The following is a 26208-nucleotide window of genomic DNA, read 5'->3' on the forward strand; positions in this document are numbered from 1 at the left end:
GCTAATTAGGGTGATTAATACTGTAGTATTTTACTTCCGGGGGGAGTACAATTCTGCTTTTTAACAGGAAAAGCTTTTGCTCTTCAAGAAACTTTTCCACCTGGTTTATCCTTGCTTTAGTCGTTAGGAGGATTTCAGCAAGCTTTTCATTCAGGTTTCGCAGATTTTGGAGGGTTTTTTCTCCATGGTCCTGATTACTCATAAGTTTTAAGGTGATAGTTGTTGATAGCGTTTGGTATGAATAAAAATCTAATTTCCACGTAATTGTTTGAGCATTCATACATTAGTTTAAACGGCTTGCCGGCCTTGGGATTGTAAAGCTTTGGGCGTAATTTTGCCACCGAAAAATTGAATTATCTTATGCAACGCGATAAGCTACTCTTTGACCTGATTGATAAAGAAATGCATCGTCAGGAAACCGGCATCGAATTGATTGCCTCAGAAAACTTTGCTTCCAGACAAGTGATGGAGGCTCAAGGCAGTGCCCTTACCAATAAATATGCGGAAGGGTTACCTGGTAAGCGCTACTATGGCGGTTGTGAAGTAGTAGATGAAGTGGAGCAACTTGCTATTGACCGGGTTAAAGAGCTATTCGGTGCTACCTGGGCAAATGTACAGCCACATAGTGGCGCCCAGGCTAATGCAGCCGTAATGCTCGCCCTTCTTAACCCGGGCGATAAGATACTTGGGTTCGATCTTTCTCACGGAGGTCACCTTACCCATGGCTCTACAGTAAACTTTAGCGGTAAATTGTATCAGCCATCGTTTTATGGAGTGGAAGAGGAGACTGGCCTGATCAACTACGATAAGGTAGAAGTGACTGCCAAAAAAGAGCAACCGAAGCTTATAATTTGTGGCGCGTCTGCCTATAGTCGCGACTGGAATTATCAGCGCCTGAGAGAAATTGCCGAAGAAGTAGGCGCCTTATTACTAGCCGATATTTCCCACCCTAGCGGATTGATAGCCCGTGGGTTGCTCAATGACCCATTGGATTATTGTCACATTGTAACCAGTACTACCCATAAAACCCTCCGGGGACCTCGTGGAGGTGTGATTATGATGAGAGAGGACTTTGATAATCCAATGGGAATAAAAAACCCTAAGGGTGAGCTTCGTAAAGTTTCTGCTTTGCTGGACTCAGGAGTATTTCCCGGTACGCAGGGTGGTCCGCTGGAACACGTGATCGCGGCCAAAGCAGTAGCCTTTCAGGAGGCTCTGTCTGACGAATACATGGAGTACATCCTGCAGGTACAAAATAATGCAAAAGCGATGGCTGATGCCTTCATTGCACAGGGGTATAACATCATAAGCGGTGGTACAGATAATCACATGATGCTGATCGACTTGCGTAATAAGAGTATTACTGGTAAGCAGGCCGAAAATACGCTGATCAAAGCTGATATCACCATTAACAAAAACATGGTGCCTTTTGATGATAAATCACCTTTTGTGACATCCGGTATGAGAATTGGTACGGCAGCCATTACTACCCGGGGCATGAAGGAAAAGGACATGGAGCAGGTCGTATCTTTTATCGATGATGTGCTTTCTGAAATAGACAACGAGGCAAAAATTGCTGAGGCGAAAAAAGCCGTGAATGAATATATGAAGCAATTTCCTCTTTATAGCTAAGGCGTGCAGGAGCAGGAAATGTCTTTTCTCGACCATCTGGAACAACTCAGGTGGCATATTATCAGGGCCCTGGCCTCAATATTAGTGTTTACCATTATTGCCTTTCTGGCAAGAGGGTTTTTCTTTGAAACATTAATATTGGGACCCGGTAAAGTTGATTTCTGGACCTATCAGAGGCTATGTGACCTTGGCCGGCTGATCAACTCCGAGGTGCTTTGTATTGAGAAACTGCCATTTATCCTGCAAAGCAGGACTTTGACAGGCCAGTTCACAGCGCATATTACCTATTCGATTGTAATAGGTATCATACTGGCCTTCCCCTATACTTTTTGGGAGTTGTGGCGATTTATAGCCCCCGGTCTCAATATAAGTGAGCGCCGTGTCACCAGGGGTGCGGTGTTTTTTGTCACTTTGCTTTTTGCAATGGGCATTCTATTCGGCTACTATGTGATAGCGCCTTTGTCAATAAATTTCCTGAGTAATTACCAGTTGGCAGAGAGCATACAGAATGAGTTTGACATCTCGAGCTACGTTGGCAGTGTTTGCATGATCGTTCTTAGTGCCGGGATTATGTTTCAGTTGCCTATGGTGGTATTATTCCTCACGAAAGTAGGAGTGGCCACACCAGCTCTTTTAAAGCATTACAGACGACATGCTGTAGTTATAATTCTGATAGTATCGGCTATCCTTACGCCTCCCGATGTCATTAGTCAGTGTCTTATATCTATGCCTCTATTTATCTTATATGAGGTGAGTATTTTTATATCAGGAGCTGTATTAAAACGGCAGGAAAAACAACTTGCAAAATCCAAGAAAGAAAATGAGTAAACGAATTGCTATTGGAGGCGACCATGCCGGATTCGAATATAAAGAAGCCATCAAATCCATGTTAGCTGAAAAAGGCTACGAGGTAGGAGACTTTGGCCCTGGATCGGCTGACAGCGTGGATTATCCCGATTTTGCCCACCCGCTTGCTACCGCTGTAGAAAAGGGCACATATACGCTGGGTGTTCTTATTTGCGGAAGCGGGAATGGCGTGGCTATTACAGCAAATAAGCATGCCGGTGTTCGTGCAGCCATCTGCTGGAACGATGAACTCAGTGCCTTGGCTCGCCAGCATAATGATGCGAATGTCATAAGCCTGCCTGCCAGGTTTATCTCGCTTGAAGAAGCAAAAAAAATTACGCTGACTTTTCTGGAAACGGACTTTGAAGGTGGACGTCATGCCAGAAGGGTGGGTAAAATACCCTGCTGATTAGTTATTTAGTGATTGGGATGCGGGCATATATGCCCGCTGTTCCTGTTTCCCTGTATTGACTTCCTACTTCCGGCACTTTATTGAAGAGTGTCGGTGCCAACTCCTGGGTATCAATGATGATATCCGGCATGTCTTTAAGAAAGTTCTCCCTGATAGCAATCAGATTGTCATAGTATTCCAATGCTTCCAGCTGGCGCCGCGAAAGATTCCACTGCAAATAAGGCGTTGCCGCTTCGGATACCCTGTATACATCTACCTCATTTCCCAAAACCAGTACCTTTTTCCCTGCAGCAATCTCATCATACGGTGTTTCGGAAACCAGAAGATTTTGAAACTCGATAAGCTCTGACGTGGGAGAAAAGCTGAAAAATGTGCCGTGATTCACAAAAACTATCAGCACGATAAGCAGAATATACTGAATTTCCAGCACTAGCTTTCTGCGTATTAACAGGAAGTAATGGCTAAGGTAAAAAGCCGCAAACGGCACCAGAGGCAGAAACTGGTAAGGTGATTTCTTATTAGAGATAACGTATACCACCACGGCAGTTATTAAAAAATACAGCATAGTCTGCTGTACCCTTGTCTGGAAGTTATTAAACTGGGGCGTAGAGAGGGTCTTCAGAATAGCCGCTGCCAGATAAAACCCTGGCACTGCCACGATGATGAGCAGGCTGTAAAAATTCAGGTAATAGGTGTTATCGTAATTAAATGCTGAGTAGACAAAATTTGTGTAAAATGATGGTAAGGCCTCCATCCAGTAGTAATAAGCAGAGGCGGCTAGAAAAGGAAGGGTAAACCCGATAAGAAGCATCAGATAGCGCCTAAGCACTGTCCCGGTTAAGGTGAAGAATGCCAGTAATACGGGTATGATGAATAATACAGCGGGTAGCAGGCATAAACCTGCGAGCCCCATGTACAGTCCAATCATCAGAATAACTTCGTCCCGCTGTGTACGGCTCTCGATATGGCTGAATACATTTCTAAGTGCGGGCAAAAGGAAGGTTAGCATGATGAGTGCAGGGGGGAGTGAGCTCATGTCGAAAAATATATTTGTGAGCAGCACGTAAAACATGGCCGGCACATACGTATTTTCCTTGTATGCTTTAAGCCGGAGAAGAAAGTTATTGAACACAACAGCTTGGTATAGCACAAGGGCCATGCTAACGATAGCGTACACAATATGACTTCGTCCGAATATCAGATCAAGAATCCAGTAACATAGTGCTGCAACTGGCCCTGTATCAGTCCAGACCTCAGTATACATGATAGCCCCGGCTGATAATTTATCCCCTACCAGCATCCAGTAGAGTTCCGGGCGGGTCATCCACCCCTCCGTTAGGAGAAACGGCAGGCGCATAAGCACCAGCAGAAAAGTGATACTGATAAATCGGTAAGGATCGTTTAGCCTGAAATGCCTGAACAAAGTGTACGCTTAAATTTTATTAATTGATAACCCGGTTATACCGGCTTTGTGCTTCACCTAATACCCCCTGACCTGAGTGTCCTTAAGGCATTTTTGCGAAATTAGAGATTTTTAGCCGGTCAGGATAAAAAATTAAATGCAATATTTGCACTGATATTATGGAAAGTAAGCGACAACAAAAATTTTCCCGACTGATACAGAAGGAACTTAGTGAAATCTTTCAGAGGGAAATGCAGCATAAATTCGGAAAAACGTTCATTACTGTTACCTCTGTCAGAATGACTGCAGACCTCAGCCTGGCACGTGTTTATCTTAGCTTTATGTTAGCACCTAATACGACCGAGGTCATGAAGCAGGTAGAGGATTATCACAGTGAAATCAGGCGTCACCTTGGCCTAAGGATAGGAAAGCAGGTGAGACACGTGCCTGATCTCCAGTTTTTCCAGGATGATTCTGCTGAGTACTCTTCTAATATCGATAAAATCCTTAGCGGACTCGACATACCTCCCGCAGATGATGAGGGTAAAGGCGATAATGGCTCTGAAGACAAAAAATAATACCTGCCGGTGAAGTTACCTCTATTCATAGCCCGCAAATATTTTTTGTCGGGCAAGAAAAAGACCTTCATAAATGTAATTTCTATCATTTCCATGTTGGCCGTAATGACTGGCAGCGCGGCCCTCATTATTGTGCTTTCCGTATTTAACGGTCTCGAAGGACTAATTCGCTCTCTTTATGACACTTTTGATCCTGAACTGAAGGTAACTGCAGTAGAGGGTAAAACATTCTCGCTGACCGATTCACTCCTCACCCAAATTGATGAAGTAGAGGGCGTGAGGGTTATTACCCAGGTGGTGGAGGATAATGCCTATGTACGGTATCGCGATTCAGAAATGGTAGTAACTGTAAAAGGTGTTAGTGATAACTTCCTGGACCAGCATCGTTTGGATGATATGATTGTACAGGGGGAGATGAAGCTATATGAGGATGGTATTAACTACGCTATTATCGGAAGAGGTATTCAAAATGTGCTGAGCATCTCCCCGTCAAATGACTTTTATGCACTTCAGGTTTTTTACCCCAAAAAAGGTCGTACGGGCAACCTCGCCCTGGATCCTTCCAGGCTCACAAATCGTAAAAATATTATGCCGGGGGCTGTATTTGCTATCGAAAAGCAATTTGATGAACAATTCATTTTTGTGCCTCTGGACTTTGCAGAAGAGTTAATGGAATACGGGGACAGGCGTACATCACTCGAAATACAAACTACTGAGGAGGCGTCTGTAAAAGATGTACAAGCAGCTCTTAAAGAGTTGCTGGGTGAAAAATTTCAGGTTTATAATAGTGATGAGCAGCATAGTAGTCTACTGAAAGCAATCAAGGTGGAAAAGCTTTTTGTGTACGTCACCTTCTTTTTCATACTAGCGATCGCTTCTTTTAATATTTTCTTCTCGCTTACCATGCTGGCCCTTGATAAAAAAGAGGATATTAAGGTACTATATGCAATGGGGGCAAATGACAGGCTCGTTCGTAATATTTTCCTGACTGAGGGAGGACTTATATCCTTTTTAGGCGCCGCCCTCGGCTTATTTATCGGATATTCCCTGTGCTATTTACAATCAGAATACGGCATGATAGGCATGGGCATGCAGACATCCATTTTGGAGGCCTACCCCGTCAAAATGGAATGGATCGACTTCGTACTTACTGCTGCTAGCATAATTTTTATTACTTATCTGGCCTCTTTCAGACCCGCAGGAATGGCCACTAGATTCGGAAAAAACCTCAAATTTTAATTTTACAGACCACATTAGTTACTTGATAGGAAATTTTCCTATTAAATTACTATTTTGCAGGTCGCGTATTTTTTAATATGAGAGTTTCTCCTTCACAACCGTTTCAAATAATATATTCGCTCTTCCAGCACGAATACCTGGGCTATTTATTTGAGTCCTTTGTGGTTCAGTTGGATGATAAGAGCCGTCTTACCTTTCAACATCAAAATATATCTTCTCTTAACGCTGCTGAGTTTTCCGATGGGCTTGATGCGAATGACTATGAGCTTATTCGCCTGATGGACTCTATTCAGCAGGACGTAGTCATCAAAAAATTCTATAAAAAGAAAATAAAGCCTGCAGACTTTTTTCTTAAAATATATAATAAGGACAAGGGAAATGAGGTAGTCCAGGCAGAGATTGAGGCCTATCTGGAAAGAAGGCGTGGCATGATTTTGGAGCTAATGTACGGTAAGATGCTCTTTGAAATGGGTAATGACGGGGAACCCGCCTGGCGTCAGGTAGAAGTTACAGAAACCAAAGCCACTGTACTTTTTCACTTTCGCAGAAACGAAGAAAATACCCACTATTTTCCTACTATAAAGCACGAGGGGGAAAAGGTGGAGTTCTATAAACGAAATGCTTACATCCTCTGTCGCGAACCTGCCTGGCTTGTGATAGATCAGAAGCTATATAGCTTCGCTAAAGATGTAGATGGGAATAAGCTGCAGCCATTTCTAAATAAGAAGTTTATTCTGATCCCGAAAAAGGTAGAAGAAACTTATTATCGCAAATTTGTGGCCCCTTTGGTAGCCTCTTTTGATGTGTACGCTAAGGGCTTTGAAATAAAAACAGAAAAGTATCCCGCAAAACCCTGCCTTACTTTTACAGACCTGGAGGCACGGCAGGCTGATCTCGGATTATTTGACAATGCATCCCAGTCAGGAAGCGGACCCTCAGGCAATAGTAGGATACTATTCGACCTTAATTTTCAGTATGCTGATTATAAATTCAAGGCTGACCAACTGACGACTACCAGTGTTTACCTTGAAAAGGATGGGGATAACTATACTTTTCATCGCATTTCCCGTAATGTAGACGAAGAGCGGAAGTACCTTAAAATGCTCAAGGATACCGAGTTGGAGATTAGGCATGGTAAGGCGTCTATGCCACGTGCCGAGGCCATAGAGTGGATCAACCAATATAAGAGCGAACTGGAGGCAGCTGGTTTTACTCTGAATCAAAATCATAAAGACGATCGAAAGTACTTTATCGGTTCATCATCCATTTCTATTGAGGTAAAAGAAAACATCGACTGGTTTGATATTTATGCTAAAATAGTTTTTGGCGAATTTGAGATTCCTTTTCAACAGATACGTAAGCTTATTGTCAGAAGACAGCGCGAACTCAAGCTGCCTAACGGTGAGATAGCCATCATACCTGAAGCGTGGTTTACTGAATACAGTGAGCTATTTGCCTTTATGGATGATCAGACCTCCAATGGAGCTGATATGTCTTTGAAGAAACATCACTTGGCACTGGTGCAGGAACTTGAATCAGGCAACCTTGCTAAGGTGACCATGAGCTCTAAACTTGAAAAGCTCCGTTCCTTTGATGAGATAGATGATATCCCTCTGCCTAAATCCTTTGAAGGAACCCTAAGGCCTTATCAAAAAGCAGGGTTCAACTGGATGCACTTTCTGAACAAGTATAATTTTGGGGGGTGCCTGGCGGACGACATGGGCCTTGGAAAGACCGTGCAAACACTGGCTATGCTACAAAGCCAGAAAGAAGAAGGTCACGCGAATGCTAATTTGCTAATTATGCCTACCTCCCTGATCTACAATTGGGAAATGGAGGCAAGGAAATTCACTCCTAATCTTAAGGTTTTTATCTATACAGGAACCAACAGGGATAAAAATGCGGACCAGTTCGACAAGTATGATCTGGTACTTACAAGCTATGGCATAGTAAGGCTGGATATTGAAATTCTACAGCAGTATTATTTCAACTACATCATACTGGATGAGTCGCAGGCTATTAAAAACCCTAATAGCAACATAGCAAAGTCCGTAAAAAAGCTGAAGAGTCGCCAGAGGCTGATTCTGACAGGTACGCCATTAGAGAATAGTACGCTGGACCTCTGGTCTCAGATGACATTTATCAACCCGGGTTTGCTGGGTAATCAGTCATTCTTCAAGAATGAGTTTTTAAATCCTATCGAAAAGAAAAAGGATGAGGATAAAAGTTTTAAGCTTCACAGTATAATTAAGCCATTTATACTGCGCAGACACAAGTCGCAGGTGGCAACTGAGTTGCCGGAAAAAATAGAGAGTATACAGTACTCTACTATGACGGCGCAGCAGGAAAAGCAATACGAGGAAGCTAAGAGCTATTTCCGTAATAAGATTTTTGATCAAATAGAGCAGAATGGTCTCGGGGGAAGTCAGTTTATGCTTTTGCAGGGGCTTACCAAGCTACGGCAGATTGCTAATCACCCCAGAATGGTTGATCCGGAGTACACGGGTGATTCCGGCAAACTGGATGATGTATGTCATATGTTACTTACCGCCATTGGTAAAGATCATAAAATACTTGTATTCAGTCAGTTTGTTAAACATTTACAGATTATCAAGGATTACCTTGAACAGCACAAAATTCGCTTTAGCTATCTGGATGGATCCACCAGGAACAGACAAGCGGAGGTAGATCGTTTTCAGAATGATGAGGAGCTGCAGGTATTTCTTATTAGTCTGAAAGCAGGTGGGCTGGGGCTTAACCTGACTAAGGCAGATTATGTCTTTATCCTGGATCCATGGTGGAACCCAGCCATAGAAGCACAGGCAGTAGACCGTGCCCATAGGATAGGCCAGAAGAATAATGTATTTACCTACAAGTTTATCACTAAAAATTCGGTAGAGGAGAAAATCCTGGCCCTGCAGCAACGAAAGCTTCAGTTAGCTACAAACCTGATAACTACCGAAGAGAGTTTTGTGAAAAATCTTACGCAGGAAGATATTGAGAATTTGCTGCTGTAGGGTTTAATTATATTCAATTTTTAGCTTTCAGGGCATAGAGTGCCACTTTTTTTGCCGCCTTACGTGCTGAACCTTACTTTTTGAATGCTTTCTATAAAGGTATCGGATAACAATTCTTTACTATCTTGATTATCAGCTTAAAATAGCCATTATGAATTTGAGGTACATTGCATTATTGTTGGTTGGCGGCTTGATGATTTTTTCTGCCTGCAATGAAGAGGAAGATATCGTATCTACAGATCTTGATTTTTGGGAGAATGCCCTGCTACAAGGTTCACAATGCAGACTGAGCGATATTGATGCACGCACTTTAGCAGCAGAATATGCTCCTGGATCTGTAATTACCGATGGTGACTTTCTTATCGATCAAAACCTGTCGCTATACATCTATGAGATGACCTTCGATGATAGCGTTCAAGTCAACATTTATTTGAATGAAGAACCATGTGCCCTCTACGAGATCGAAGGCGCTATACCTCCTTTTACCTACGAAATAGAGCCTCCGCTCGGGCTGGTAACTTTTCAAAGTGCGCTGGCTGCTGCTGAGGCAGAAGTCACAGGTGCTACTCTTCTTGATTGGCAGCTATCAAGAGACTTCAATGCGGCTAAAGTTTGGGTGTATACTTTTGAGTTTAATACCGGCTCAGATTTGCAGACGATCCGCGTGGATGCAGGCGATGGGACGGTTATTTAAACAATAACCTCGACACCATTCCAGAATGCAACATAATCTTTTATGTCCTTCGCTTCCTCTTTAGGGTCTGCATAATACCAGGCAGCATTTTCGTTTTGCTCGCCATCGATTGACAACGTATAGTAGTTTGCTTTACCCTTCCAGGGGCAGGTAGTAGTCTTGTCACTTTGTCTGAAATACTCCCTGTTAATTGAATCAGGAGGGAAATATTGATTGCCCTCTATTTCGATGGTTCTGTCACTCTCTGCCAAAACCTTATCCTTCCAGATTGCCTTTGCCATATTTGTAAAATTGTGTGTCCAGTAATAACCCTTAAATAGAGTATTTGTGAAGCCTGAGCTAAACAAAAATTGGATTAATACCGTAATTTTGTTCTATGAGGATTGATAAGGGTAAAAAAGGCGTACTGCTCGTAAATTTGGGCACACCGGATAGTCCAAAAGTTTATGATGTGAGGAAATACCTCAGAGAGTTTCTTTTGGATGAACGGGTAATTGATATAAATGCTCTCGGCAGATGGCTTCTTGTAAACCTTATCATTGCTCCGTTCAGGGCACCTAAGTCAGCAAAAGTCTATGGAGAACTATGGGAAGATAGAGGCTCTCCTTTACTTTTCTATTCTGAGGACGTAGCTGAAATGTTGCAAACTGCCCTGGGTGATGAGTATTCTGTAAAGCTGGCTATGCGGTATCAATCTCCGGATATGGCCACTGCCCTGCATGAGTTACAGAGTGAGGCAGTAAATAGCATCCTGGTGATTCCGCTTTTTCCTCAATATGCCTCTGCTACTACCGGTAGCGTAATACAGAAGGCGATGGAAATAACAGCAGAGTGGCAGACAATTCCATCTCTTTCATTTATTTCTAACTTTCTCAATGAGGAGCTATTTATAAAGGCTCATGCTACCATCGCCCGGCCATACCTTGAAGGGGAGGACTGGGACCACGTCATCTTTAGTTATCATGGTGTGCCTGAGCGGCAGATATATAAGGGTAGTTGTAATAATTACTGTAAACTCGGAGAGTGCTGCCAAACGTACCATAAAAAGAACTATTACTGTTACAGGGCTCAGTGCTTTCAGACAAGCCGGCTATTGGCCAAAGCCCTTAATATACCCGACGAGAAATATACTGTTACTTTCCAATCCAGACTGGGTAAAGACCCATGGGTAAAACCCTATACAGATGAAGTGATAAGGGATATGCCTTCTAAGGGACTTAAAAAAATTCTTGCATTTTCTCCTTCTTTTGTTTCTGACTGCCTCGAAACGACAATAGAAGTAGGTGAGGAGTTTAAAGAAATATTTGAAGAGAGTGGTGGTGAAAAATGGCAGCTTGTGCCTAGTCTGAATAATCATCCTGCATGGATAGACTGCCTGGTGGAAATGGTGCAGCGCGAAGCAGGAATAAATAAAGATGTACCTTTGGTTGATAAGGTAAGGGGGGAGCAGTAATCCCTGCCCACCCGCCAGGCTGATTTACTCAGCAGTATTGCCTGACGCGCCTCCGAAAGTGTTCTTGCTGGCGACGAAAGGCAACCAGCTCTGTATAAAACTTTGTGCTCAACAGGTCTAGTTGTTCACACACCTCTTTATAATTAAGCCCATCCAGAAAACTCCAATACATATCATAGATGGCATCATCCCCGGATGGGACACCGGCTATATTGAATATAATGTCACTTATGTGGGGGGAGTAAGACTCTACAAGGAGACCTGCCTGGTTCATACTAGAGATGAAAGCATTAATCTTTAGGTCTTCCTTTATTAAAGCCAGTAAAAGTTGGGTTTGTTCCATAGCATTTTCGTTTAATCAAAGGTACGAAAATGCCACGATATTCAAAAATTGTAAAAAATATACAAAAAATGAATAATATTTGATTGCCAGTTAGTTAGCGTGCGGTCAGCAATAAAATTAACAAAAAATTTTAGCAACTAAAAGCGCCTGATTATCCTTTTGCTAATGTTAATAGCGCCCAGTCATTTCGTGTTTGTTTGTCTATCACAACCAAGCCACCCTTTTCGGCTATTTTTATGATGTCTGGAATATGCTCTTCAAAAAAACCGCTTACCAGTAATACGCTCTCTTTATTACGCAATAAGTTAGCATAGTGAGGTATTTCTACGAGAAGCACATTTCTGTTAATGTTTGCCAGCAGGATATCAAACGTATTAGAAAAAGTTAAGTCATTTATCGTTCCCTGCTGTACTTTTATATCTCTACAATTATTAAGCGCAAAATTCTCCTCACTGTTTTCCACGCACCAGTCGCCCACATCAAATGCTTCCACATAGGCTGCCCCTCTCAGCTTCGCCATGATGGCGAGAATACCCGTACCTGACCCTATGTCCAGCACTGATTTACCTGCATGGTCAATCTCCATTTGCTTACTTAGCATCAGATAGGTAGTATGGTGGTGCCCGGTGCCAAAGCTCATTTTAGGGTTGATAACGATATCGTACTTATAATCTTTATCAGGTTGATGGAAAGAGGCTCTTACAATAGCTTTGTCATCCACTACAATAGGGTCGTAGTTCTTTTCCCACTCTTCATTCCAATTGATCATCTCCACTTCCTTAGGTTCATAGGAGATATCTGCCTGATCACGATATCTGGAAACCACATCGTGAACTGCCTCGGCATTGTACTGGCCCTTTACTATGTAAGCATCAAAGCCATGATCCTTTTCCTGGAAGGACTCGAAACCCGTCTCAGCTAATTCAGCCATTAGGATTTCTGATAAATGCTCAGGGCACTGAAATGATAGGCAGGTGTAGTCAGTGAAAGTAGATAGGCTCATCGGCAACCGGCAAAGTTTTGGGCGTTAGTATAGGCTATGGTGAAATCAGCCATTCCCGGATCATTTACGAAGTACACTGTAAAATCTGCAAAATTCTTAGCATCCGTATAAAACCACAGGCCAGAACGATCAGCAAATAACTGATTCTCTTCTTCATACACGATAAGATCGGCAAATGCCTCTGAATCATACACGTACACCAGGTAATCCGCAAAATTGGGATCACTTTCCACATATACCTGACCGTAAAGGTCGCAGGCATTAAAAACCTGAGCCATAGATTGAGATATGGTTAGGCTACAAAATAGTAAAATAGCAGCCGGTAGAAAATAAAGATACTTAGCGCTCACGTAGTTATATCGCTTTTATAATGTCAGTAAAATCACGGCTTTTGAGGGAAGCCCCACCAATAAGTCCGCCGTCAATATCTTCCTGAGCAAAAAGCTCGCCAGCATTACCAGGCTTTACGCTACCGCCATAAAGTATGGATACCTTATCAGCTGTATCCTGATTATATTTTTCTGCAATTAGTTTTCTTATAAAAGCGTGCATCTCCTGGGCTTGTTCAGCACTTGCTGTTTTTCCTGTCCCTATAGCCCAGACCGGCTCGTATGCAATGACCACCGCTGGAATTTGCGTCTCAGAAAGGTGAAATAAGGATTTTTCAACCTGTTGCGCAACCACTTCATTTTGCGTACCGTCTTCACGGCTATCAAGTTTCTCTCCGCAGCAGAAGATAGGAATCATGTCACTAGCCAACACTGCATCTACCTTCTTTGAGAGCACTTCATGATCTTCTCCAAAGAACTCACGCCTTTCGCTATGGCCTACAATTACATATTTACAGCCTACTGATTGTAGCATGCCGGCTGATATTTCGCCAGTATAAGCCCCGCCCTTTTCTTCATGGCAGTTTTGAGCGCCCAAATGAAGATGGGCTATTCCTTCAACCAGCTTTCTGGTGCTGGAGATGTGGACAAAAGGAGGGATGATTACCACTTCGGTATTACCTTTTACCTCATCTTCTACCATATGCGTGACCTCTGAGGTTAGCTTAAAGGCTTCCTCCCGGTCATTGTTCATCTTCCAGTTTCCAGCTACAATTTTTTTCCTCATATCAGGCAGTGTAGTTTGCGTTACGTGGCAAATTTATACAAAAATAATGATGTGGGACGGAGCGACTATCTAAAACACATTGTTCGCTACAGTTTCTCCTTCAGATAATGTGCAGTGTGGTTATTCCCCACCTTGATCATATCTTCCGGCAAACCGCTAAAAACAATATCACCTCCGCGCTCGCCACCTTCAGGCCCAAGGTCTATTATCCAGTCTGCCGTTTTCACTACATCCATGTTATGTTCAATTACCAATACGGTATGACCTTGCTTAATAAGGGCGTTCAGTGCATCCAGCAGGCGGCTAATATCGTGAAAATGAAGCCCAGTAGTAGGCTCATCAAAAATGAACAGAATACGGCTCTTATCTCCGCTGTTTCCTTTCCCTAAGAAGCTGGCAAGCTTAACCCTTTGAGCCTCCCCACCGCTTAAGCTATTACTTGACTGACCAAGTTGCACATAGCCAAGGCCTACGTCAAAAAGAGGCTGGAGCCGGTTTAGCACAGGCGCATTGCCCTCAAAAAACTCAAGGCTTTCTTCTACAGTCAAATCCAACACCTCACTTATGTCTTTTTCCCTGAACTTAATGTCGAGGATTTCCTGCTTGAAGCGCTTTCCTTTGCATCCTTCACAAGTGAGGTATATATCTGCCATAAACTGCATCTCTACCTTCTGTGTACCTTCACCCTTGCACACTTCGCAGCGGCCGCCATCTACGTTAAAGCTAAAATGGCTTGGTTTGTAGCCTCTCTGCTTGGCCAGGGGCTGATCAGCAAACAGATTGCGGATAGCGTCGTAAGCTTTTACATAAGTAACAGGGTTAGACCTGGAGCTTTTTCCTATAGGGTTCTGGTCTACAAACTCAACCTGCGTTATCAGGTTATAGTCTCCTGCCAGCTTACTGAATTTGCCTGTTTCTTCGGCGGAAAGCCCGAGTATTTTACTCAATGCAGGAGTAATAATCTTCTTTACCAGCGTCGATTTTCCCGACCCGCTCACTCCGGTAACCACCGTCATCACATCAAGGGGAATCTCTACATCAATATTCTTCAGGTTATTTTCAGTAGCGCCTATTACTTTAATGGAGTTACGCCATTTTCTGCGACTTTTAGGTACTTTGATTTGTTCCTTCCCGCTCAGGTATTTACCGGTATGGGAGTTATGCTCACCGTTCATTTCAGTGACTGCACCCTGAAACATCAGCTCACCCCCGTGCCGGCCCGCATCAGGTCCGATATCTATGATCTGATCAGCAGCCTTCATTACGTCTTCTTCATGTTCCACTACTATCACGGTGTTTCCCAAATCCCTAAGGGTTTTGAGCACTCCAATGAGGCGGTCGGTATCTCTGGGGTGGAGGCCTATGCTTGGTTCATCAAGTATATACATAGAGCCAACCAGCGCACTGCCAAGTGAGGTAGCTAGTTTTATCCTCTGAAATTCTCCTCCGGAAAGCGTATTAGCCACGCGGTTTAGCGTAAGATAGCCCAGTCCCACCCGTTCCAGGTAATCAAGGCGGTTGGTGATTTCTTTAAGTATACGGCTTGCCACCTTTTGATCGTGCCCTTCCAGCGGCAGATCCCGAAAGAAGGATCCCACCTTATCAACCGGCATCAGTACCAGGTCCATAATGGACTTTTGGCCTACTTTTACATATCCGGCATCCTTGCGTAACCTGGTTCCCCGGCAGTCAGGACAGGTAGTGCGCCCCCGGTACCGGCTAAGCATCACCCTGTACTGAATTTTATGGGTTTTGGATTCTATAAACTTGAAGAAAGCATTCAGCCCTTTAAATGGCCTGTGTCCATTCCAAATGAGGTCCCGGTCCTTATCTGAAAGTTCACTATACGACCTGTGGATCGGAAAATCAAAGTCCATGGCATGGCGTAGTAAAGGCTTCAGCCATTCACCCATTTTCTCGCTTCGCCATGGTGCGATAGCGCCCTCATAGACGCTCATATTCTTATCAGGGATCACCAGGTCTTCATCAATACCCAGCACCTTACCAAAACCCTCACATGTTTTGCAGGCACCATATGGGTTATTGAAGCTGAAAAAATTTACCGTAGGTTCTTCAAAAACGATCCCGTCTCTCTCGAAACGGTCAGAATAAGTCCTTCTCTCCTGCTCAGGAATATCAATAATGCATTCGCCATGACCTTCAAAAAACGCTGTTTGAATGGAGTCCGCAAGCCGGTACTGGCTGTCTTCATCATCATGTCTGATAGAGGTCCGGTCGATAAGGATCAGTACTTCTTTAAGCTCATCAATTTTTGCTTCTTCTTCTACCAGCTCTTCTATATACTGGATGTCCCCGTCTGTCATCACACGGGTGTAGCCTTTACTTAGTAGTATATATAATTCCTGGATAAGGGTACGGTCTTCATGTGGCAGCAAGGGGCAAAGCACCATCAGGCGGGTTCCTTCATCCATGCGTTGCAGTTCATCCACAACGCTTGTTACTGTATCTCGTGTGACTGGTTCACCACTGACCGGAGAATAGGTTTTACCTACACGCGCATAGAGCAGCTTCATGTAGTCGTATATCTCGGTAGTAGTCCCCACTGTGCTTCGTGGGTTCCGCGTACTTACCTTTTGCTCTATAGCTATGGCCGGACTTACCCCCCGGATATATTCCACCTCGGGCTTTTCCATACGGCCGAGAAACTGGCGGGCGTAGCTGCTAAGGCTTTCTACGTACATACGCTGCCCTTCAGCAAAAAGGGTATCGAATGCCAGGCTGGATTTTCCCGAGCCAGACAGTCCGGTTACTACCACGAGTTTATTTCGGGGGATAGCAACACTAAGATTTCTAAGGTTATTTACTTTAGCCCCTTTAATGATGATGTATTTTTTAGGATCGAGAGCATCAAGATCCTTATAGGGGGCTGTGACGATCATTTCACTCATAAGCCTGTAAAGATACTATAGGAACGCGGGTTTTCGTAGGTTTGTTACCAGCCCTTTCATAACCTCTCCGACTGAGATTACCTCCAGAAGATTTCGGGAAAATCGGGATATAGCTAAAAAAAGATTATAATAGCCTTATGTATTGGCAATATTTTTGTTGCATTGCAAAAAAGTAAACGGCCCTGATAGGGAAATTCGTTAGTAGACTGTCATATACATAACCAATGAAAACCTTATGAAGAGGTATATTATTTTTCCCCTGAGGTAGTGATAAGCAATTAAAAATTTGTCTGCTAAACCCCGAAAACTACTTTTCAAATTGAATATTCAGCACTGTAAGAATTATTTTTTGTTGAAAAGGGTGTTGCGCGGTATATTTTATTTGTATACTTTTGATTACACTTCGAAAAATTTATTCCTTTCAAAAATAACCTTGACTCTATGAAGTAAACCTCTACCGAACTTTAAACTGTCTTCAACATGGGTAAGTATAATCTTAGCGACAGCAAGCTCTTGTCGCTTTACAAGAACGGTAGTGAGTCTGCTTTCGAACAATTGGTAAATAGGCATAAGTCAAAAATTTTTACCACCATAATATTAGTTGTCAAGGATCGTTACATAGCAGAAGATTTATTGCAGGAAACTTTCATTAAGGCTATTCGGACTATTAAATCCGGTCGCTATAATGAAGAAGGTAAATTCTTGCCGTGGATTCTGCGTATCGCTCACAATCTTGCTATCGATCATTTCAGGAAAGCCAAGCGCTATCCTACAATTGTGATGGAAGATGGCAGTTCTGTTTTCAATACGCTGGAATTCAGTGAGGTATCGGCCGAGGATAGACAGGTCCTTAAGGATACTCACGCCAAGCTGAGGCAACTGATTCATGAACTTCCCGATCCACAGAAGGAAGTGCTCATCATGCGTCATTACATGAAGATGAGCTTTCAGGAAATTGCTGATGCAACAGACGTGAGCATCAATACCGCTTTAGGCAGAATGCGCTATGCCCTGATAAATCTCAGGAAAAAAATAAAGCATACGAATATTGCCTATGACCAAAACTTTTACCCCGAATGATTTAATCCGCTTTGTATATCAGGAAACCTCGGATACCGAGAACAGAATAATAGAGCGGGAACTGCTATGTGATAGCGAGTTGCTGGACGAATACATCGAATTGAGGCTGGCAGTGCAGGGCCTTGATGAGTTCTCTATGAGCCCTTCTCAAAGTTCAATAGATGCTGTATTGTCATTTTCGAAATCCTTACCTTTGCCTTCTGTTAGTAAATAAGCATACTCAGAAGGAATGCGTAAAAAGGAAAGATTCGACGCGCTGATATCATATTTTACTGAAAGCCACCCCGAGCCCGAAACTGAGCTTCATTATGAAAACCCGTTTCAGCTCCTGGTAGCCGTGGTGCTTAGTGCACAGTGTACGGATAAGCGGGTGAATATTGTTACGCCCGCTCTTTTCCGTGACTTTCCTGCCCCCGAATATCTGGCTGTCTCATCTTTTGATGAGTTGGCCCCCTATATCAAAAGCATTTCCTACCCTAATAATAAAACCAAGCACCTGTTAGGGCTGGGTAAAATGCTGGTAGAAGATTTTAACTCTGAGGTCCCTGCCACCGTCGAAGAACTCCAGAAGTTACCAGGAGTGGGGCGTAAGACAGCAAATGTAATAGCCAGCGTTATTTATAACCTTCCCACCATGGCCGTGGATACCCATGTATTTCGGGTATCTAAGCGAATTGGCCTGGTAACACAGACGGCAAAAACGCCCTTGGAGGTTGAAAAACAACTGGTACGCCATATCCCCGAAGACCTTATTCCTAAGGCTCACCACTGGCTGATACTTCATGGCCGTTATGTATGCCTGGCCAGAAAGCCAAAGTGTGAAAAATGCGACCTTACCTCTTTTTGCCGGTTTTATGAGAAAAAAATGAAGGCGGAAAAGCTGGCTGAATCGCTCGCTAAAGATTCTGACAGGAGGTGATTTTCAATGCCGTCTTTACGGATACTTTATATACACCAGTATTTCCGAACTCCTGCACAGGGTAGCTCCAGCCGCTCGTGGTATTTTACAAGAGCCCTGGCAGATGCAGGACACAGGCCAGTAGTCATCACTGCACATAATGAGGTAGATTACAAATGTGTGAACTTTGAAGGGGTAGAGGTGCATTATCTTCCGGTATACTACGATAATGCTTTAAGCTTCCGAAAACGAACGGCTGCATTTCTTAAATTTGTTTATCGATCCATAAAATTAGCCAGGAAATTGCCTATTCCGGACCTGGCCTATGTACTCAGTACGCCTCTCACCACTGGCCTTATTGGCTTATTCCTGAAAAAAACCAGGCGCATACCCTTTATATTTGATGTAGCAGACCTGTGGCCCCGGGCCCCTATAGAAATTGGTGCTATCCGCAATGGTCATATCAGAAGGTGGCTTTACGAGCTGGAAGGGCTGATTTACCGCAATGCCGAAAGTGTTGTGGCGCTTTCCCCAGCGATAAAACAGGATATATGTAGCCGGTTTGAAGAGCTTAATGTATTGATGATACCTAATATGGCTGACCTTGATTTTTTTGGAGGGAGAGAAGTCGAGAGCCACCCGGAGGGTAGTCACCCTTTTACGATCGTTTATTTCGGGGCGGCCGGTTTAGCAAATCACCTGGAGTATATGCTGGATGCAGCAGAAGCCTGTAAGCTTATGAGTCTGCCCGTTAGCTTTTGGGTAATAGCAGAAGGAGGCAGACTTCAACATTTGAAAAACCTATGTGCCAGGCGCGACCTGCTTAGTTACGTATCGTTTTATGATTACATGGCAAAACAGGAACTCACAGAGAAAATTGCCGCTGCCGACGCTGTTTATATAAGCTTTAAAGATTTACCTGTTTTGGAAACAGGTAGCCCGAATAAGTTTTTTGATGGCCTGGCAGCAGGCAAAATGATCATAACTAACTTCCAGGGGTGGATAGGGGATCTTATAAAGTCTGAAAATATTGGATTCAGCTATCCTCCCGGTCGGCCCGAACAGTTTGCGGAATCATTAAAACCTTTCATCCATGACCGGGAAAGGGCTAATGAGTGTGGAGTCCGGGCGAGGCAGTTGGCAGCCAGGGCCTTTAGCCGTCGCGAACATACTTCCCGCTTCGTTTCACTTGTAGAAAAAACGTGTCAATCCCGATCAGGCCGGTAACGGCTTTGCTCAAATATTTGCTGTACGTCTGCAGTGCGCATTAATTCTTCTACGCTAACATCCGGATTTTTATCCATGTACTGGCGTACAATGTCAAGACCCAGCCAAATGCCTACCCGGCCAGGAGCCTCATTACTGATCTCGAAAGTATTTGGCCGCTCGCCAGTGTACTTTGTTTTCGTGAAGTGATTAGTCTCGTAAAGCAGGTTATTATCTATAAAGTGCTTCCAGATTTGCTCCTTATTGAATTTTACCCCCTCCATTTCTCTTGAGGTGTAGCCCATGAGGGTAGAGTCAGGCAGGCAGGGCATGGCTACACTCACCATATAGTAGCTCTTGCCATAGTAGATCATATCTGCCAGCAGGGAGTTATTGGACTCATCCACAGAGTTATATGACTGTGATAGAAATAAAAGGCTTGAAGGGACAATGTAATCAGATGTATATCGGCGCATCATGTACTGTGGAGTATTTACCGGACGATATGTGGCTTTCGGTCCCAAAAAATAGTCCGCTCCGACCAACAGAAGGGTGTCTGAAACATACAGGTCTGCATATCCGGCCAGGCCTGTTACCATGGCCTTTACTTCAGGAGGATTAAATCCGGGGATATAGTATTTGAAATTTTTGAACGCTCGGGTATACTCCTCTTCCAGTTCCTCCATTTCTCCAAAGATAGACTGGGTTTCCTGGTACAGTGTATCCAGGCTTTCATCGTTCACCATGGCATACAAATCCGCCAGGGTGGAGGTGTCTCCGGCTATGGCTGCCTCAGGCAGGTAGTAACCGGCTAGAACCGGATTTTTCTTCATGATACGATTAATTTCTGCGGCCGACTCGGCCTGAAAAATGGCCCTGTCCAATCGCTCAATTTCTACATTGATGGAAATGTTATCTATATCCGGCTGTTCACGGCAACTTTCATTTCCCCCTCCTCCACAGGAAAAGAATAAAAAATAACTAATGACGGCTAGGATGGTATTTTTTACAGATACAGTCTTCATCTGACGATGTATGGTTAAAATAGGCCTGCAGAATAAAATCAATAAGGCAAAATGCCCGTTAATGAAGTAGAAACGACAACCCGGTAACGTTCTGTTCCGTAGGAGTCCAATATCTAAGAAAACGCGATACTATGAAAAAAACAGTAATTCTGTTATTTTTTGCACTGCTTGGTTTTTCAGCCGTGCAGGCTCAGACTAAAATAGGGCTGAAATTTTCCCCTACTATATCATCTAACAGAGTGGACGCTTCAGGCGACGAGTATTCTCTTTCAACCAACGGTGTAGGTCTTCGCTTTATTTTTGGTCCTTACGTTGATGTGATGCTCTCAGAGAATTACTACTTCCATTCAGGCTTACTCTATGTCCCTAAGCGCGTAGGGGTAGAAGGTACAGCCCAGTCAGGAGGCATGTTTGATGAGGCCTATAAAACGCACTACCTTCAGGTGCCGGTAGGAATAAAACTCTTTACAAATGAAGTAGCTCTTGATACAAGGATATTTTTTCAGGTAGGAGGGGCGCTGGAAATTTTGATAAATGAAGAAAATATTTCTGACGATGCTGTGCTCATCGAGGACTTCAGGTTTTTTGATGCGAATGTTTCGTTGGGTTCAGGTGTAGAGTATCGTATCGGTACAACTACTATACTCTCGGGTGGAATCACCTACAACAGAGGTCTGGTCAATGTGGTCAGTGAGCATAACCTGATGGCAGGAGACCTCTCTGTAAAAAATGATCTTCTCCGCTTTGATATAGGGGTTAAGTTCTAACAATATTTTTCTACCATGTAGTGATAAGCTCCCGGGGAAACCAGGAGCTTTTTTTTTATACCATAATATACCAAAAAGCCAGTGTAAGGAAGGAAACGGGTATCCCTATCCCTGCCAGCTGACCTACAAGTCGCGGGTTGAGGTCATACTGGATGGCTACAATAGATGCACTGATCATGGGCCCCATGCTGGCTTCTAATATGCTAACCTTAGCTGTAAGAGATGAGTCGTTTAAAAGCAGAAAGCCACAGAAGATAAGGGCGGGCGCAAGAATGAGCTTATAGGCAAGCCCTGAGGTAAGTGGTTTCCATTGAAGCTCTCTGGCTTTGATGGATAACTGCATGCCTATTGAGGTAAGGGCAAATGGTGTAATGGTTTTACCAAGCCAGCTAAGTACTGTATTTACCTCTCCAGGAAGGCTGGCGTTATTTGCGGCCATAATCAGGCTGATAATGAAGATTGGAAAGGAGGGAAAGAGGAGTACTTTTTTGAGAAGTATTTTTCCACTTACCTTTTCCCCTGCGAAATACGCCGCCGTGACAATGCCTAAAGTAGAGAGTGCCAAAAAGCCGCCGGGTTGATCTACCAGCACAGCTATTTTAAGGGCCTCATCACCAAATAAGGCTTCTATGACCGGAAAGCCTACAAAAGATGTGTTACCTAATCCGCAGCAAAGAATTAACGCTCCAACAGTACCCTTACCCCACCCAAAAACCTTTCCGGCGACAAGGAAAAGGGGGACGCTAACAAGGTATATCACCCAGGCGACCCCTGCCGGAATAAGCATATCAGTTCCCAATTCCATTTGATGAATAAAAAGGAGGGTAATGGCCGGCAGAGATACGTAAATGACAAATTTATTTAAAAAACCGGGTGTTCCGGAGGGGAGGATATTGAGTGCTTTGAGCCCCAGTCCTAACAGAAGAAACACAAGGGGCAGGGCTATTTGCTCCATCAATTACAGTATACTTCAGTGGGTGTCACACTACTTATAAAGGCAACAGCTCCATCTTTTACTATGAATTCACTAAAGCCTACTTTTGACCGCGGGTTTCCCCAATCGTACGTGTAGCCAAGGCCGGTAAACGGGTACCCTTGTGTGCCTGCTTTCAGGGTGGAATATACCTGCATATAAGCAGAGTCGGCAGGTGCATACAATCCTCCAGGGAAATTCAATTCACACTCTCTATCGGTAATGCCCGGGTCAGGGCACGGTCTGAAAATATCATCTGGGTGCACGTACATTTCCACAAAGTGGGTGTATTCTGCATCCGGGGGAAGGCCAAGCCATTGCCGTATTCTCATGGGCTTATTACGCCCCCTTCTCATACTTGAGCATGCTTCCTTCATTTGCGGTGCCACAGTCACCCAGATGCTTCTGGCTATTTTCAGGGTGTCCAGTAGTTTCTTTTCATAGCCAGACCAGTTAGTCCAGGTTACAACCTTTATCCTGCCAAGTGTGTCTCGTATGAGGTTCTTGTTTTGGCCGTTAATAGCAGTCAGTTCAGTGTAGATGTCATCTACGTTAAGGTTCTGAGCGGCTCTTACGGCATTTTGGTAGGCAAGTTGCTTCCGGGTATCACTTTTTAGATGTGAACTACACCCGGATGACAGGCAAATGAATGTCAGGGCAATGACTATGGCTTTGGAAGGATAGCCTAATATCCTCTGCATGCAGAAAGTTTTACATAAGAATAACACATCGATAACGATACATTTATATTGAAATGGTATTTATGTATTGTGTATGAATGGCAAATATAACTAACGATGCGAAAGGTAATACCTCAGTTTTATGAAGGTAAGGAGATCGTTCAACTCTCCCGCCTTCCTCTCAACCAGGCCAATTCATTAAGGGATTATTTATCGGCTGGAAGCTACATGACCATCCGGGTGGATGATGTATTGCTCCATGACTGCGTGGCATACGATGAATACGAGTACTGGTTTGAATATTGCTTCACAGACTTTTCTGAGGCATTAGAGGTTTTTTGACTTATCCCCAAAAACCCTCCTCTACAATTTCGAGGACATGCCCATCAGGATCATCGAAATAAAATGAGCTGTAGCCATTTTTCCAGTGCTCTTCATGGGTTATGCGAACACCCACTTCCCTGAGCTTTTCTTTCCAGCTCATGTATTCTTCTTTACTTATTTCAAATGCGATGTGCTGCTTACCCTTAGCATAGTGGGGAGGAAGCCTTTCTTCCTGTTTCGTGACAGCAGCAATAAAGCAAAGTAATACAGAAGTGCCTGCTCTGAAAAAAATATGCCTGCCCGGTGCTATGGATATTACGGGCAGGCCTAACTTTTTCTCATAAAATGCCTTCGTGCGGTCAATGTCTTCTATGTACAGGCAGGTTTCTTTGACCTGTTTAATGCTCATCCTGCCAAGGGTTGATTGACTAATTCGAAGTATTGCCGGAAAATATTCCGGTCCAGTAGCTTAGTTTGCTTTCCACTTCCCCATTCAGGAGTTACTTCAAACAAACCATTGAACGTTCTCCCTGTATATTCCGTATCCAGCGAAAAACCATCCAGTCCGGTGCCAGGCCTCGGGACCTTAAAGCACTTGTATTGAATTCTGTAATTTTCCATATCAAAAAGTGTCTTCCTCAGTGGATTAAAAAATGAGAAATCGAAAAACTCAGGTGTCAGCTATAGATGAATTTACTAAAAGTTTTTTGTTTTCTGATAATCCTTACATCTAAAAACGGTGGATTGAAAGTGTTTGTTGCAATAGCTACCTAAAATGTATTTCACGGCCTTTTTCTAATTTATTTACGAAAATGGAACGTTAATTACATGTAAACAACCTTCAATTATCCTCTCAACCAATTGAACCTTTAGGGTGTGGTATGTAATAATAATGGAAACCAGCCGGATTTGAAGAACCCGTAAAATGCTCTGATTTCCTGTTATATAAAGTCGATAGTGGAAACTTAATTTTTTGTTTTAAACTATTTTCTACTATTTTGTAATGAGATAAAATTCATTTCGATTTACGCCAATTTATTACGCCTTTAGTCATGCAAGAACTACTAACCTTAATAGAGATCGTTCGCAAAAAAGGGCAGCGAAGCATCCAGCTCGTTAATCAAAATTTTCGTAAAAAAGAAATCTCAAAAGACAATCAACTGTATGAGGGTATTATAGCGGGGAAGTTTTTGTCTGATGAAGAAGCTGCCGATGACATGTTCGGGTCTGATCCGGGGAACCGGAATTACCGTAATGCGAAAGGTAAACTCCGGCAAAAGCTACTTAATCACCTGTATTTTCTTGATTACGAAAAGAACATTTACACCAGTTACGAAAAATGCGAATACCAGTGTCGCCATGCATTGCATCAGTGCAAGATCCTGATTCGCGAAGGAGCGGAAGACATTGCTATCCGTATTCTCCCGCAACTCATTAAAGATGCCCAGCAGTATGAGTTTGTAGACATAGCCCTGCAGGCTATGGAAATCCTTCGTGATCAATATGCCGCATCTGGCAAGACCACGCCTTTCTTTGAGATGCAGGATGAGATCAATGCCTATCGCCAATTTAAAAATACGGTTCTGGAATGTGAAGAAAAATTCCAGACGCGCATGGTGTACATTAATAAGTCCATCAGTGCGCAAAACAGGGTAGTAGGTGATATGCCCAAGGTTATTCAGCATATCCAAAAGCAGGCAGAAACTTACAAAAGCAAGCGCCTGGATATATTAGGAAAGCGACTACAGCTCATATTTCATACGCTGAATTGGGAGTTTGAAAAATCAGTAGAATTATGTACTGCCCTTGAGAAGAAGTATCTGAGCAGAAGCTACCATGATATTGATGTGGGGCTTGATAAAAAGGAAATTGCTTTTCAAAAGCTCTATGCTTATTTCTTCCTTAAGGATGTGAAAGCGGGTGCTGCGTATGCTGAAAAGAATATGCAGCTCTTTAAAGATGGCACCAAGGAATGGTTCAACTTTGTTGAGTACTACTTCCTGCTCCTGATGAGAAGCGAAAAGTATAAAAAGGCAGGGGACCTTTTTAGAAAAGTACGTACGAATAAGAATTACAATACACTTGAGGAAATGGACAAAGAGCGCTGGCAGATATACCGCGCTTACCTCGTGTTTGTAAATGACAGCAAGCTACTGAAGTGGGGCTTTGATATAGACGGCTTCCTGCAGGCTATTCCTGACTACCCAAAGGAGTACAACGGACTGAACATTGCCACCCTGGTCATCCAGTTTCTGTACCTGTTGCGTGAAGGTGAAGTGGATGAGGTACGCAAACGTGTAGACAATATACAGCAATACAGCTCCACACACCTGGATAAGCGGCACAATTACCGTAACAGCATCTTCATACGCATGATGGGAATTGTAACCGAAAAGGATTTTGATATTGACCTTGTACAGGAAAAAGGCCAGAACTACTACAAAAAGCTGGTTCGGAATCAGATCCCCGGAGACCTTCAGAATGATGTGGAGGTGATCAGCTACGAGACGCTGTGGCAATACGTACTCAATATTCTTAAAACCAATAAAAGATACGTTCACTACCGCTTCTATAACATGGAGGTAATGGAACGCTAGTTCTTCTCATTCTC

28 protein-coding genes are annotated in these 26208 nt (G+C 43.5%); 15 read left to right on the forward strand and 13 right to left on the reverse strand.

The annotated features are described in order from the left end of the window. Position 1 precedes the first annotated feature (1 nt). Positions 2–202: a hypothetical protein gene (locus AB9P05_RS08880; RefSeq protein ID WP_371908470.1), complete on the reverse strand. Its 201-nt coding sequence runs from the start codon at positions 200–202 to the stop codon at positions 2–4. A gap of 158 nt (positions 203–360) precedes the next feature. Here AB9P05_RS08880 and glyA point away from each other — a divergent pair, with 158 nt between their 5' ends. From glyA to rpiB, 3 genes are read left to right on the forward strand one after another with little or no spacing between them, the layout of a single operon-like run. Beyond that, entirely contained in the window at positions 361–1632 is a 1272-nt protein-coding gene (glyA, locus tag AB9P05_RS08885) for a serine hydroxymethyltransferase (protein ID WP_371908471.1), read from the forward strand. A gap of 18 nt (positions 1633–1650) precedes the next feature. Further along, complete coding sequence (gene tatC / locus AB9P05_RS08890) at positions 1651–2460, forward strand: twin-arginine translocase subunit TatC (protein WP_371908472.1); 810 nt, start codon at positions 1651–1653, stop codon at positions 2458–2460. Then, entirely contained in the window at positions 2453–2887 is a 435-nt protein-coding gene (gene rpiB / locus AB9P05_RS08895) for a ribose 5-phosphate isomerase B (protein ID WP_371908473.1), read from the forward strand. Before tatC ends, rpiB begins: the two co-directional genes overlap by 8 nt. A gap of 4 nt (positions 2888–2891) precedes the next feature. On the opposite strand, the gene AB9P05_RS08900 is transcribed toward rpiB, so the two are convergent. Further along, on the reverse strand, positions 2892–4313 hold the full coding sequence (locus AB9P05_RS08900) for a hypothetical protein (protein ID WP_371908474.1): 1422 nt from the start codon (positions 4311–4313) through the stop codon (positions 2892–2894). Positions 4314–4471: 158 nt separating this feature from the next. Here AB9P05_RS08900 and rbfA point away from each other — a divergent pair, with 158 nt between their 5' ends. The 4 genes from rbfA (at position 4472) to AB9P05_RS08920 (ending at position 9820) form a co-directional block, all read left to right on the forward strand. Beyond that, positions 4472–4870, forward strand: a complete 399-nt coding sequence (gene rbfA / locus AB9P05_RS08905) for a 30S ribosome-binding factor RbfA (protein ID WP_371908475.1) — start codon at positions 4472–4474, stop codon at positions 4868–4870. 9 nt (positions 4871–4879) lie between these two features. Next, complete coding sequence (locus AB9P05_RS08910) at positions 4880–6109, forward strand: FtsX-like permease family protein (protein WP_371908476.1); 1230 nt, start codon at positions 4880–4882, stop codon at positions 6107–6109. Positions 6110–6186: 77 nt separating this feature from the next. Next, complete coding sequence (locus AB9P05_RS08915) at positions 6187–9126, forward strand: DEAD/DEAH box helicase (protein WP_371908477.1); 2940 nt, start codon at positions 6187–6189, stop codon at positions 9124–9126. Positions 9127–9277: 151 nt separating this feature from the next. Next, a complete protein-coding gene (locus AB9P05_RS08920) occupies positions 9278–9820 on the forward strand; it encodes a PepSY domain-containing protein (protein WP_371908478.1) in 543 nt (180 codons plus the stop codon). Here AB9P05_RS08920 and AB9P05_RS08925 read toward each other — a convergent pair. Continuing rightward, positions 9817–10101 carry a DUF427 domain-containing protein gene (locus tag AB9P05_RS08925; RefSeq protein ID WP_371908479.1) on the reverse strand — a complete coding sequence of 95 codons (285 nt, stop codon included), beginning with the start codon at positions 10099–10101 and terminating at the stop codon, positions 9817–9819. The two genes, AB9P05_RS08920 and AB9P05_RS08925, sit on opposite strands and share 4 nt — an antisense overlap. A 95-nt stretch (positions 10102–10196) precedes the next feature. Here AB9P05_RS08925 and hemH point away from each other — a divergent pair, with 95 nt between their 5' ends. Beyond that, positions 10197–11273, forward strand: coding sequence for a ferrochelatase (gene hemH / locus AB9P05_RS08930; protein WP_371908480.1), 1077 nt, complete (start codon positions 10197–10199; stop codon positions 11271–11273). Between the two features lie 28 nt (positions 11274–11301). Here hemH and AB9P05_RS08935 read toward each other — a convergent pair whose 3' ends face one another. From AB9P05_RS08935 to uvrA, 5 genes are all read right to left on the reverse strand, one after another. Then, the gene (locus AB9P05_RS08935) at positions 11302–11616 is read right to left on the reverse strand and encodes a hypothetical protein (RefSeq protein ID WP_371908481.1); all 315 of its coding nucleotides are present in this window, start codon (positions 11614–11616) and stop codon (positions 11302–11304) included. Positions 11617–11767: 151 nt separating this feature from the next. Further along, complete coding sequence (gene prmA / locus AB9P05_RS08940) at positions 11768–12619, reverse strand: 50S ribosomal protein L11 methyltransferase (protein WP_371908482.1); 852 nt, start codon at positions 12617–12619, stop codon at positions 11768–11770. Next, positions 12616–12897 carry a DUF6150 family protein gene (locus AB9P05_RS08945; RefSeq protein ID WP_371908483.1) on the reverse strand — a complete coding sequence of 94 codons (282 nt, stop codon included), beginning with the start codon at positions 12895–12897 and terminating at the stop codon, positions 12616–12618. The genes prmA and AB9P05_RS08945 overlap by 4 nt, the downstream gene beginning before the upstream one ends. A gap of 76 nt (positions 12898–12973) precedes the next feature. Continuing rightward, positions 12974–13735 (reverse strand): triose-phosphate isomerase, encoded by a 762-nt coding sequence (gene tpiA, locus AB9P05_RS08950; RefSeq protein WP_371908484.1) that lies wholly within the window; start codon positions 13733–13735, stop codon positions 12974–12976. Positions 13736–13821: 86 nt separating this feature from the next. Next, positions 13822–16644 (reverse strand): excinuclease ABC subunit UvrA, encoded by a 2823-nt coding sequence (gene uvrA / locus AB9P05_RS08955; RefSeq protein WP_371908485.1) that lies wholly within the window; start codon positions 16642–16644, stop codon positions 13822–13824. A 480-nt stretch (positions 16645–17124) separates the two neighbouring features. On the opposite strand from uvrA, the gene AB9P05_RS08960 reads away from it, so the two are divergent. The 4 genes from AB9P05_RS08960 to AB9P05_RS08975 are packed head-to-tail and all read left to right on the forward strand — an operon-like array spanning position 17125 to position 19849. After that, entirely contained in the window at positions 17125–17724 is a 600-nt protein-coding gene (locus tag AB9P05_RS08960) for an RNA polymerase sigma factor (RefSeq protein WP_371908486.1), read from the forward strand. Next, entirely contained in the window at positions 17699–17938 is a 240-nt protein-coding gene (locus AB9P05_RS08965; RefSeq protein ID WP_371908487.1) for a hypothetical protein, read from the forward strand. The genes AB9P05_RS08960 and AB9P05_RS08965 overlap by 26 nt, the downstream gene beginning before the upstream one ends. 15 nt (positions 17939–17953) lie before the next feature. Beyond that, positions 17954–18643: an endonuclease III gene (gene nth, locus AB9P05_RS08970; protein WP_371908488.1), complete on the forward strand. Its 690-nt coding sequence runs from the start codon at positions 17954–17956 to the stop codon at positions 18641–18643. Positions 18644–18649: 6 nt separating this feature from the next. After that, positions 18650–19849 (forward strand): glycosyltransferase family 4 protein, encoded by a 1200-nt coding sequence (locus tag AB9P05_RS08975; RefSeq protein ID WP_371908489.1) that lies wholly within the window; start codon positions 18650–18652, stop codon positions 19847–19849. On the opposite strand, the gene gldB is transcribed toward AB9P05_RS08975, so the two are convergent. Further along, positions 19828–20853 carry a gliding motility lipoprotein GldB gene (gldB, locus tag AB9P05_RS08980; protein ID WP_371908490.1) on the reverse strand — a complete coding sequence of 342 codons (1026 nt, stop codon included), beginning with the start codon at positions 20851–20853 and terminating at the stop codon, positions 19828–19830. The two genes, AB9P05_RS08975 and gldB, sit on opposite strands and share 22 nt — an antisense overlap. Positions 20854–20984: 131 nt before the next feature. Between gldB and AB9P05_RS08985 the strand changes: the two genes are divergently transcribed. Then, positions 20985–21620 (forward strand): porin family protein, encoded by a 636-nt coding sequence (locus tag AB9P05_RS08985; protein ID WP_371908491.1) that lies wholly within the window; start codon positions 20985–20987, stop codon positions 21618–21620. A gap of 55 nt (positions 21621–21675) precedes the next feature. On the opposite strand, the gene AB9P05_RS08990 is transcribed toward AB9P05_RS08985, so the two are convergent. Together AB9P05_RS08990 and AB9P05_RS08995 are read right to left on the reverse strand one after the other, a co-directional pair. Then, positions 21676–22575: an AEC family transporter gene (locus tag AB9P05_RS08990; RefSeq protein ID WP_371908492.1), complete on the reverse strand. Its 900-nt coding sequence runs from the start codon at positions 22573–22575 to the stop codon at positions 21676–21678. Beyond that, the gene (locus AB9P05_RS08995) at positions 22575–23294 is read right to left on the reverse strand and encodes a hypothetical protein (RefSeq protein WP_371908493.1); all 720 of its coding nucleotides are present in this window, start codon (positions 23292–23294) and stop codon (positions 22575–22577) included. The genes AB9P05_RS08990 and AB9P05_RS08995 overlap by 1 nt, the downstream gene beginning before the upstream one ends. Before the next feature lie 96 nt (positions 23295–23390). Between AB9P05_RS08995 and AB9P05_RS09000 the strand changes: the two genes are divergently transcribed. Next, the gene (locus AB9P05_RS09000; protein ID WP_371908494.1) at positions 23391–23615 is read left to right on the forward strand and encodes a hypothetical protein; all 225 of its coding nucleotides are present in this window, start codon (positions 23391–23393) and stop codon (positions 23613–23615) included. A 1-nt stretch (position 23616) separates the two neighbouring features. Here AB9P05_RS09000 and AB9P05_RS09005 read toward each other — a convergent pair whose 3' ends face one another. Together AB9P05_RS09005 and AB9P05_RS09010 are read right to left on the reverse strand one after the other, a co-directional pair. Then, positions 23617–24006, reverse strand: coding sequence for a VOC family protein (locus AB9P05_RS09005; RefSeq protein ID WP_371908495.1), 390 nt, complete (start codon positions 24004–24006; stop codon positions 23617–23619). Continuing rightward, complete coding sequence (locus tag AB9P05_RS09010; RefSeq protein ID WP_371908496.1) at positions 24003–24218, reverse strand: hypothetical protein; 216 nt, start codon at positions 24216–24218, stop codon at positions 24003–24005. Before AB9P05_RS09010 ends, AB9P05_RS09005 begins: the two co-directional genes overlap by 4 nt. Positions 24219–24649: 431 nt before the next feature. On the opposite strand from AB9P05_RS09010, the gene AB9P05_RS09015 reads away from it, so the two are divergent. Beyond that, entirely contained in the window at positions 24650–26194 is a 1545-nt protein-coding gene (locus tag AB9P05_RS09015; RefSeq protein ID WP_371908497.1) for a hypothetical protein, read from the forward strand. Positions 26195–26208 lie beyond the last annotated feature (14 nt).

This window comes from Roseivirga sp. BDSF3-8 (assembly GCF_041449215.1).
Classification (GTDB): Bacteria; Bacteroidota; Bacteroidia; order Cytophagales; family Cyclobacteriaceae; genus JBGNFV01.

Excerpts from the sequence above, each read along its gene's own strand:
- prmA (WP_371908482.1), bottom strand. The coding sequence starts at position 12,619 with ATGAGCCTATCTACTTTCACTGACTACACCTGCCTATCATTTCAGTGC.
- AB9P05_RS08925 (WP_371908479.1), bottom strand. The coding sequence starts at position 10,101 with ATGGCAAAGGCAATCTGGAAGGATAAGGTTTTGGCAGAGAGTGACAGA.
- nth (WP_371908488.1), top strand. The coding sequence starts at position 17,954 with ATGCGTAAAAAGGAAAGATTCGACGCGCTGATATCATATTTTACTGAA.
- AB9P05_RS09000 (WP_371908494.1), top strand. The coding sequence starts at position 23,391 with ATGCGAAAGGTAATACCTCAGTTTTATGAAGGTAAGGAGATCGTTCAA.
- rbfA (WP_371908475.1), top strand. The coding sequence starts at position 4,472 with ATGGAAAGTAAGCGACAACAAAAATTTTCCCGACTGATACAGAAGGAA.
- AB9P05_RS08965 (WP_371908487.1), top strand. The coding sequence starts at position 17,699 with ATGACCAAAACTTTTACCCCGAATGATTTAATCCGCTTTGTATATCAG.
- uvrA (WP_371908485.1), bottom strand. The coding sequence starts at position 16,644 with ATGAGTGAAATGATCGTCACAGCCCCCTATAAGGATCTTGATGCTCTC.
- AB9P05_RS09015 (WP_371908497.1), top strand. The coding sequence starts at position 24,650 with ATGCAAGAACTACTAACCTTAATAGAGATCGTTCGCAAAAAAGGGCAG.
- AB9P05_RS09005 (WP_371908495.1), bottom strand. The coding sequence starts at position 24,006 with ATGAGCATTAAACAGGTCAAAGAAACCTGCCTGTACATAGAAGACATT.
- AB9P05_RS08945 (WP_371908483.1), bottom strand. The coding sequence starts at position 12,897 with ATGGCTCAGGTTTTTAATGCCTGCGACCTTTACGGTCAGGTATATGTG.
- hemH (WP_371908480.1), top strand. The coding sequence starts at position 10,197 with ATGAGGATTGATAAGGGTAAAAAAGGCGTACTGCTCGTAAATTTGGGC.
- gldB (WP_371908490.1), bottom strand. The coding sequence starts at position 20,853 with ATGAAGACTGTATCTGTAAAAAATACCATCCTAGCCGTCATTAGTTAT.
- tatC (WP_371908472.1), top strand. The coding sequence starts at position 1,651 with ATGTCTTTTCTCGACCATCTGGAACAACTCAGGTGGCATATTATCAGG.
- tpiA (WP_371908484.1), bottom strand. The coding sequence starts at position 13,735 with ATGAGGAAAAAAATTGTAGCTGGAAACTGGAAGATGAACAATGACCGG.
- AB9P05_RS08995 (WP_371908493.1), bottom strand. The coding sequence starts at position 23,294 with ATGCAGAGGATATTAGGCTATCCTTCCAAAGCCATAGTCATTGCCCTG.
- AB9P05_RS08880 (WP_371908470.1), bottom strand. The coding sequence starts at position 202 with ATGAGTAATCAGGACCATGGAGAAAAAACCCTCCAAAATCTGCGAAAC.
- AB9P05_RS08975 (WP_371908489.1), top strand. The coding sequence starts at position 18,650 with ATGCCGTCTTTACGGATACTTTATATACACCAGTATTTCCGAACTCCT.
- AB9P05_RS08935 (WP_371908481.1), bottom strand. The coding sequence starts at position 11,616 with ATGGAACAAACCCAACTTTTACTGGCTTTAATAAAGGAAGACCTAAAG.
- AB9P05_RS08915 (WP_371908477.1), top strand. The coding sequence starts at position 6,187 with ATGAGAGTTTCTCCTTCACAACCGTTTCAAATAATATATTCGCTCTTC.
- AB9P05_RS08960 (WP_371908486.1), top strand. The coding sequence starts at position 17,125 with ATGGGTAAGTATAATCTTAGCGACAGCAAGCTCTTGTCGCTTTACAAG.
- AB9P05_RS08990 (WP_371908492.1), bottom strand. The coding sequence starts at position 22,575 with ATGGAGCAAATAGCCCTGCCCCTTGTGTTTCTTCTGTTAGGACTGGGG.
- AB9P05_RS08985 (WP_371908491.1), top strand. The coding sequence starts at position 20,985 with ATGAAAAAAACAGTAATTCTGTTATTTTTTGCACTGCTTGGTTTTTCA.
- rpiB (WP_371908473.1), top strand. The coding sequence starts at position 2,453 with ATGAGTAAACGAATTGCTATTGGAGGCGACCATGCCGGATTCGAATAT.
- AB9P05_RS08920 (WP_371908478.1), top strand. The coding sequence starts at position 9,278 with ATGAATTTGAGGTACATTGCATTATTGTTGGTTGGCGGCTTGATGATT.
- glyA (WP_371908471.1), top strand. The coding sequence starts at position 361 with ATGCAACGCGATAAGCTACTCTTTGACCTGATTGATAAAGAAATGCAT.
- AB9P05_RS09010 (WP_371908496.1), bottom strand. The coding sequence starts at position 24,218 with ATGGAAAATTACAGAATTCAATACAAGTGCTTTAAGGTCCCGAGGCCT.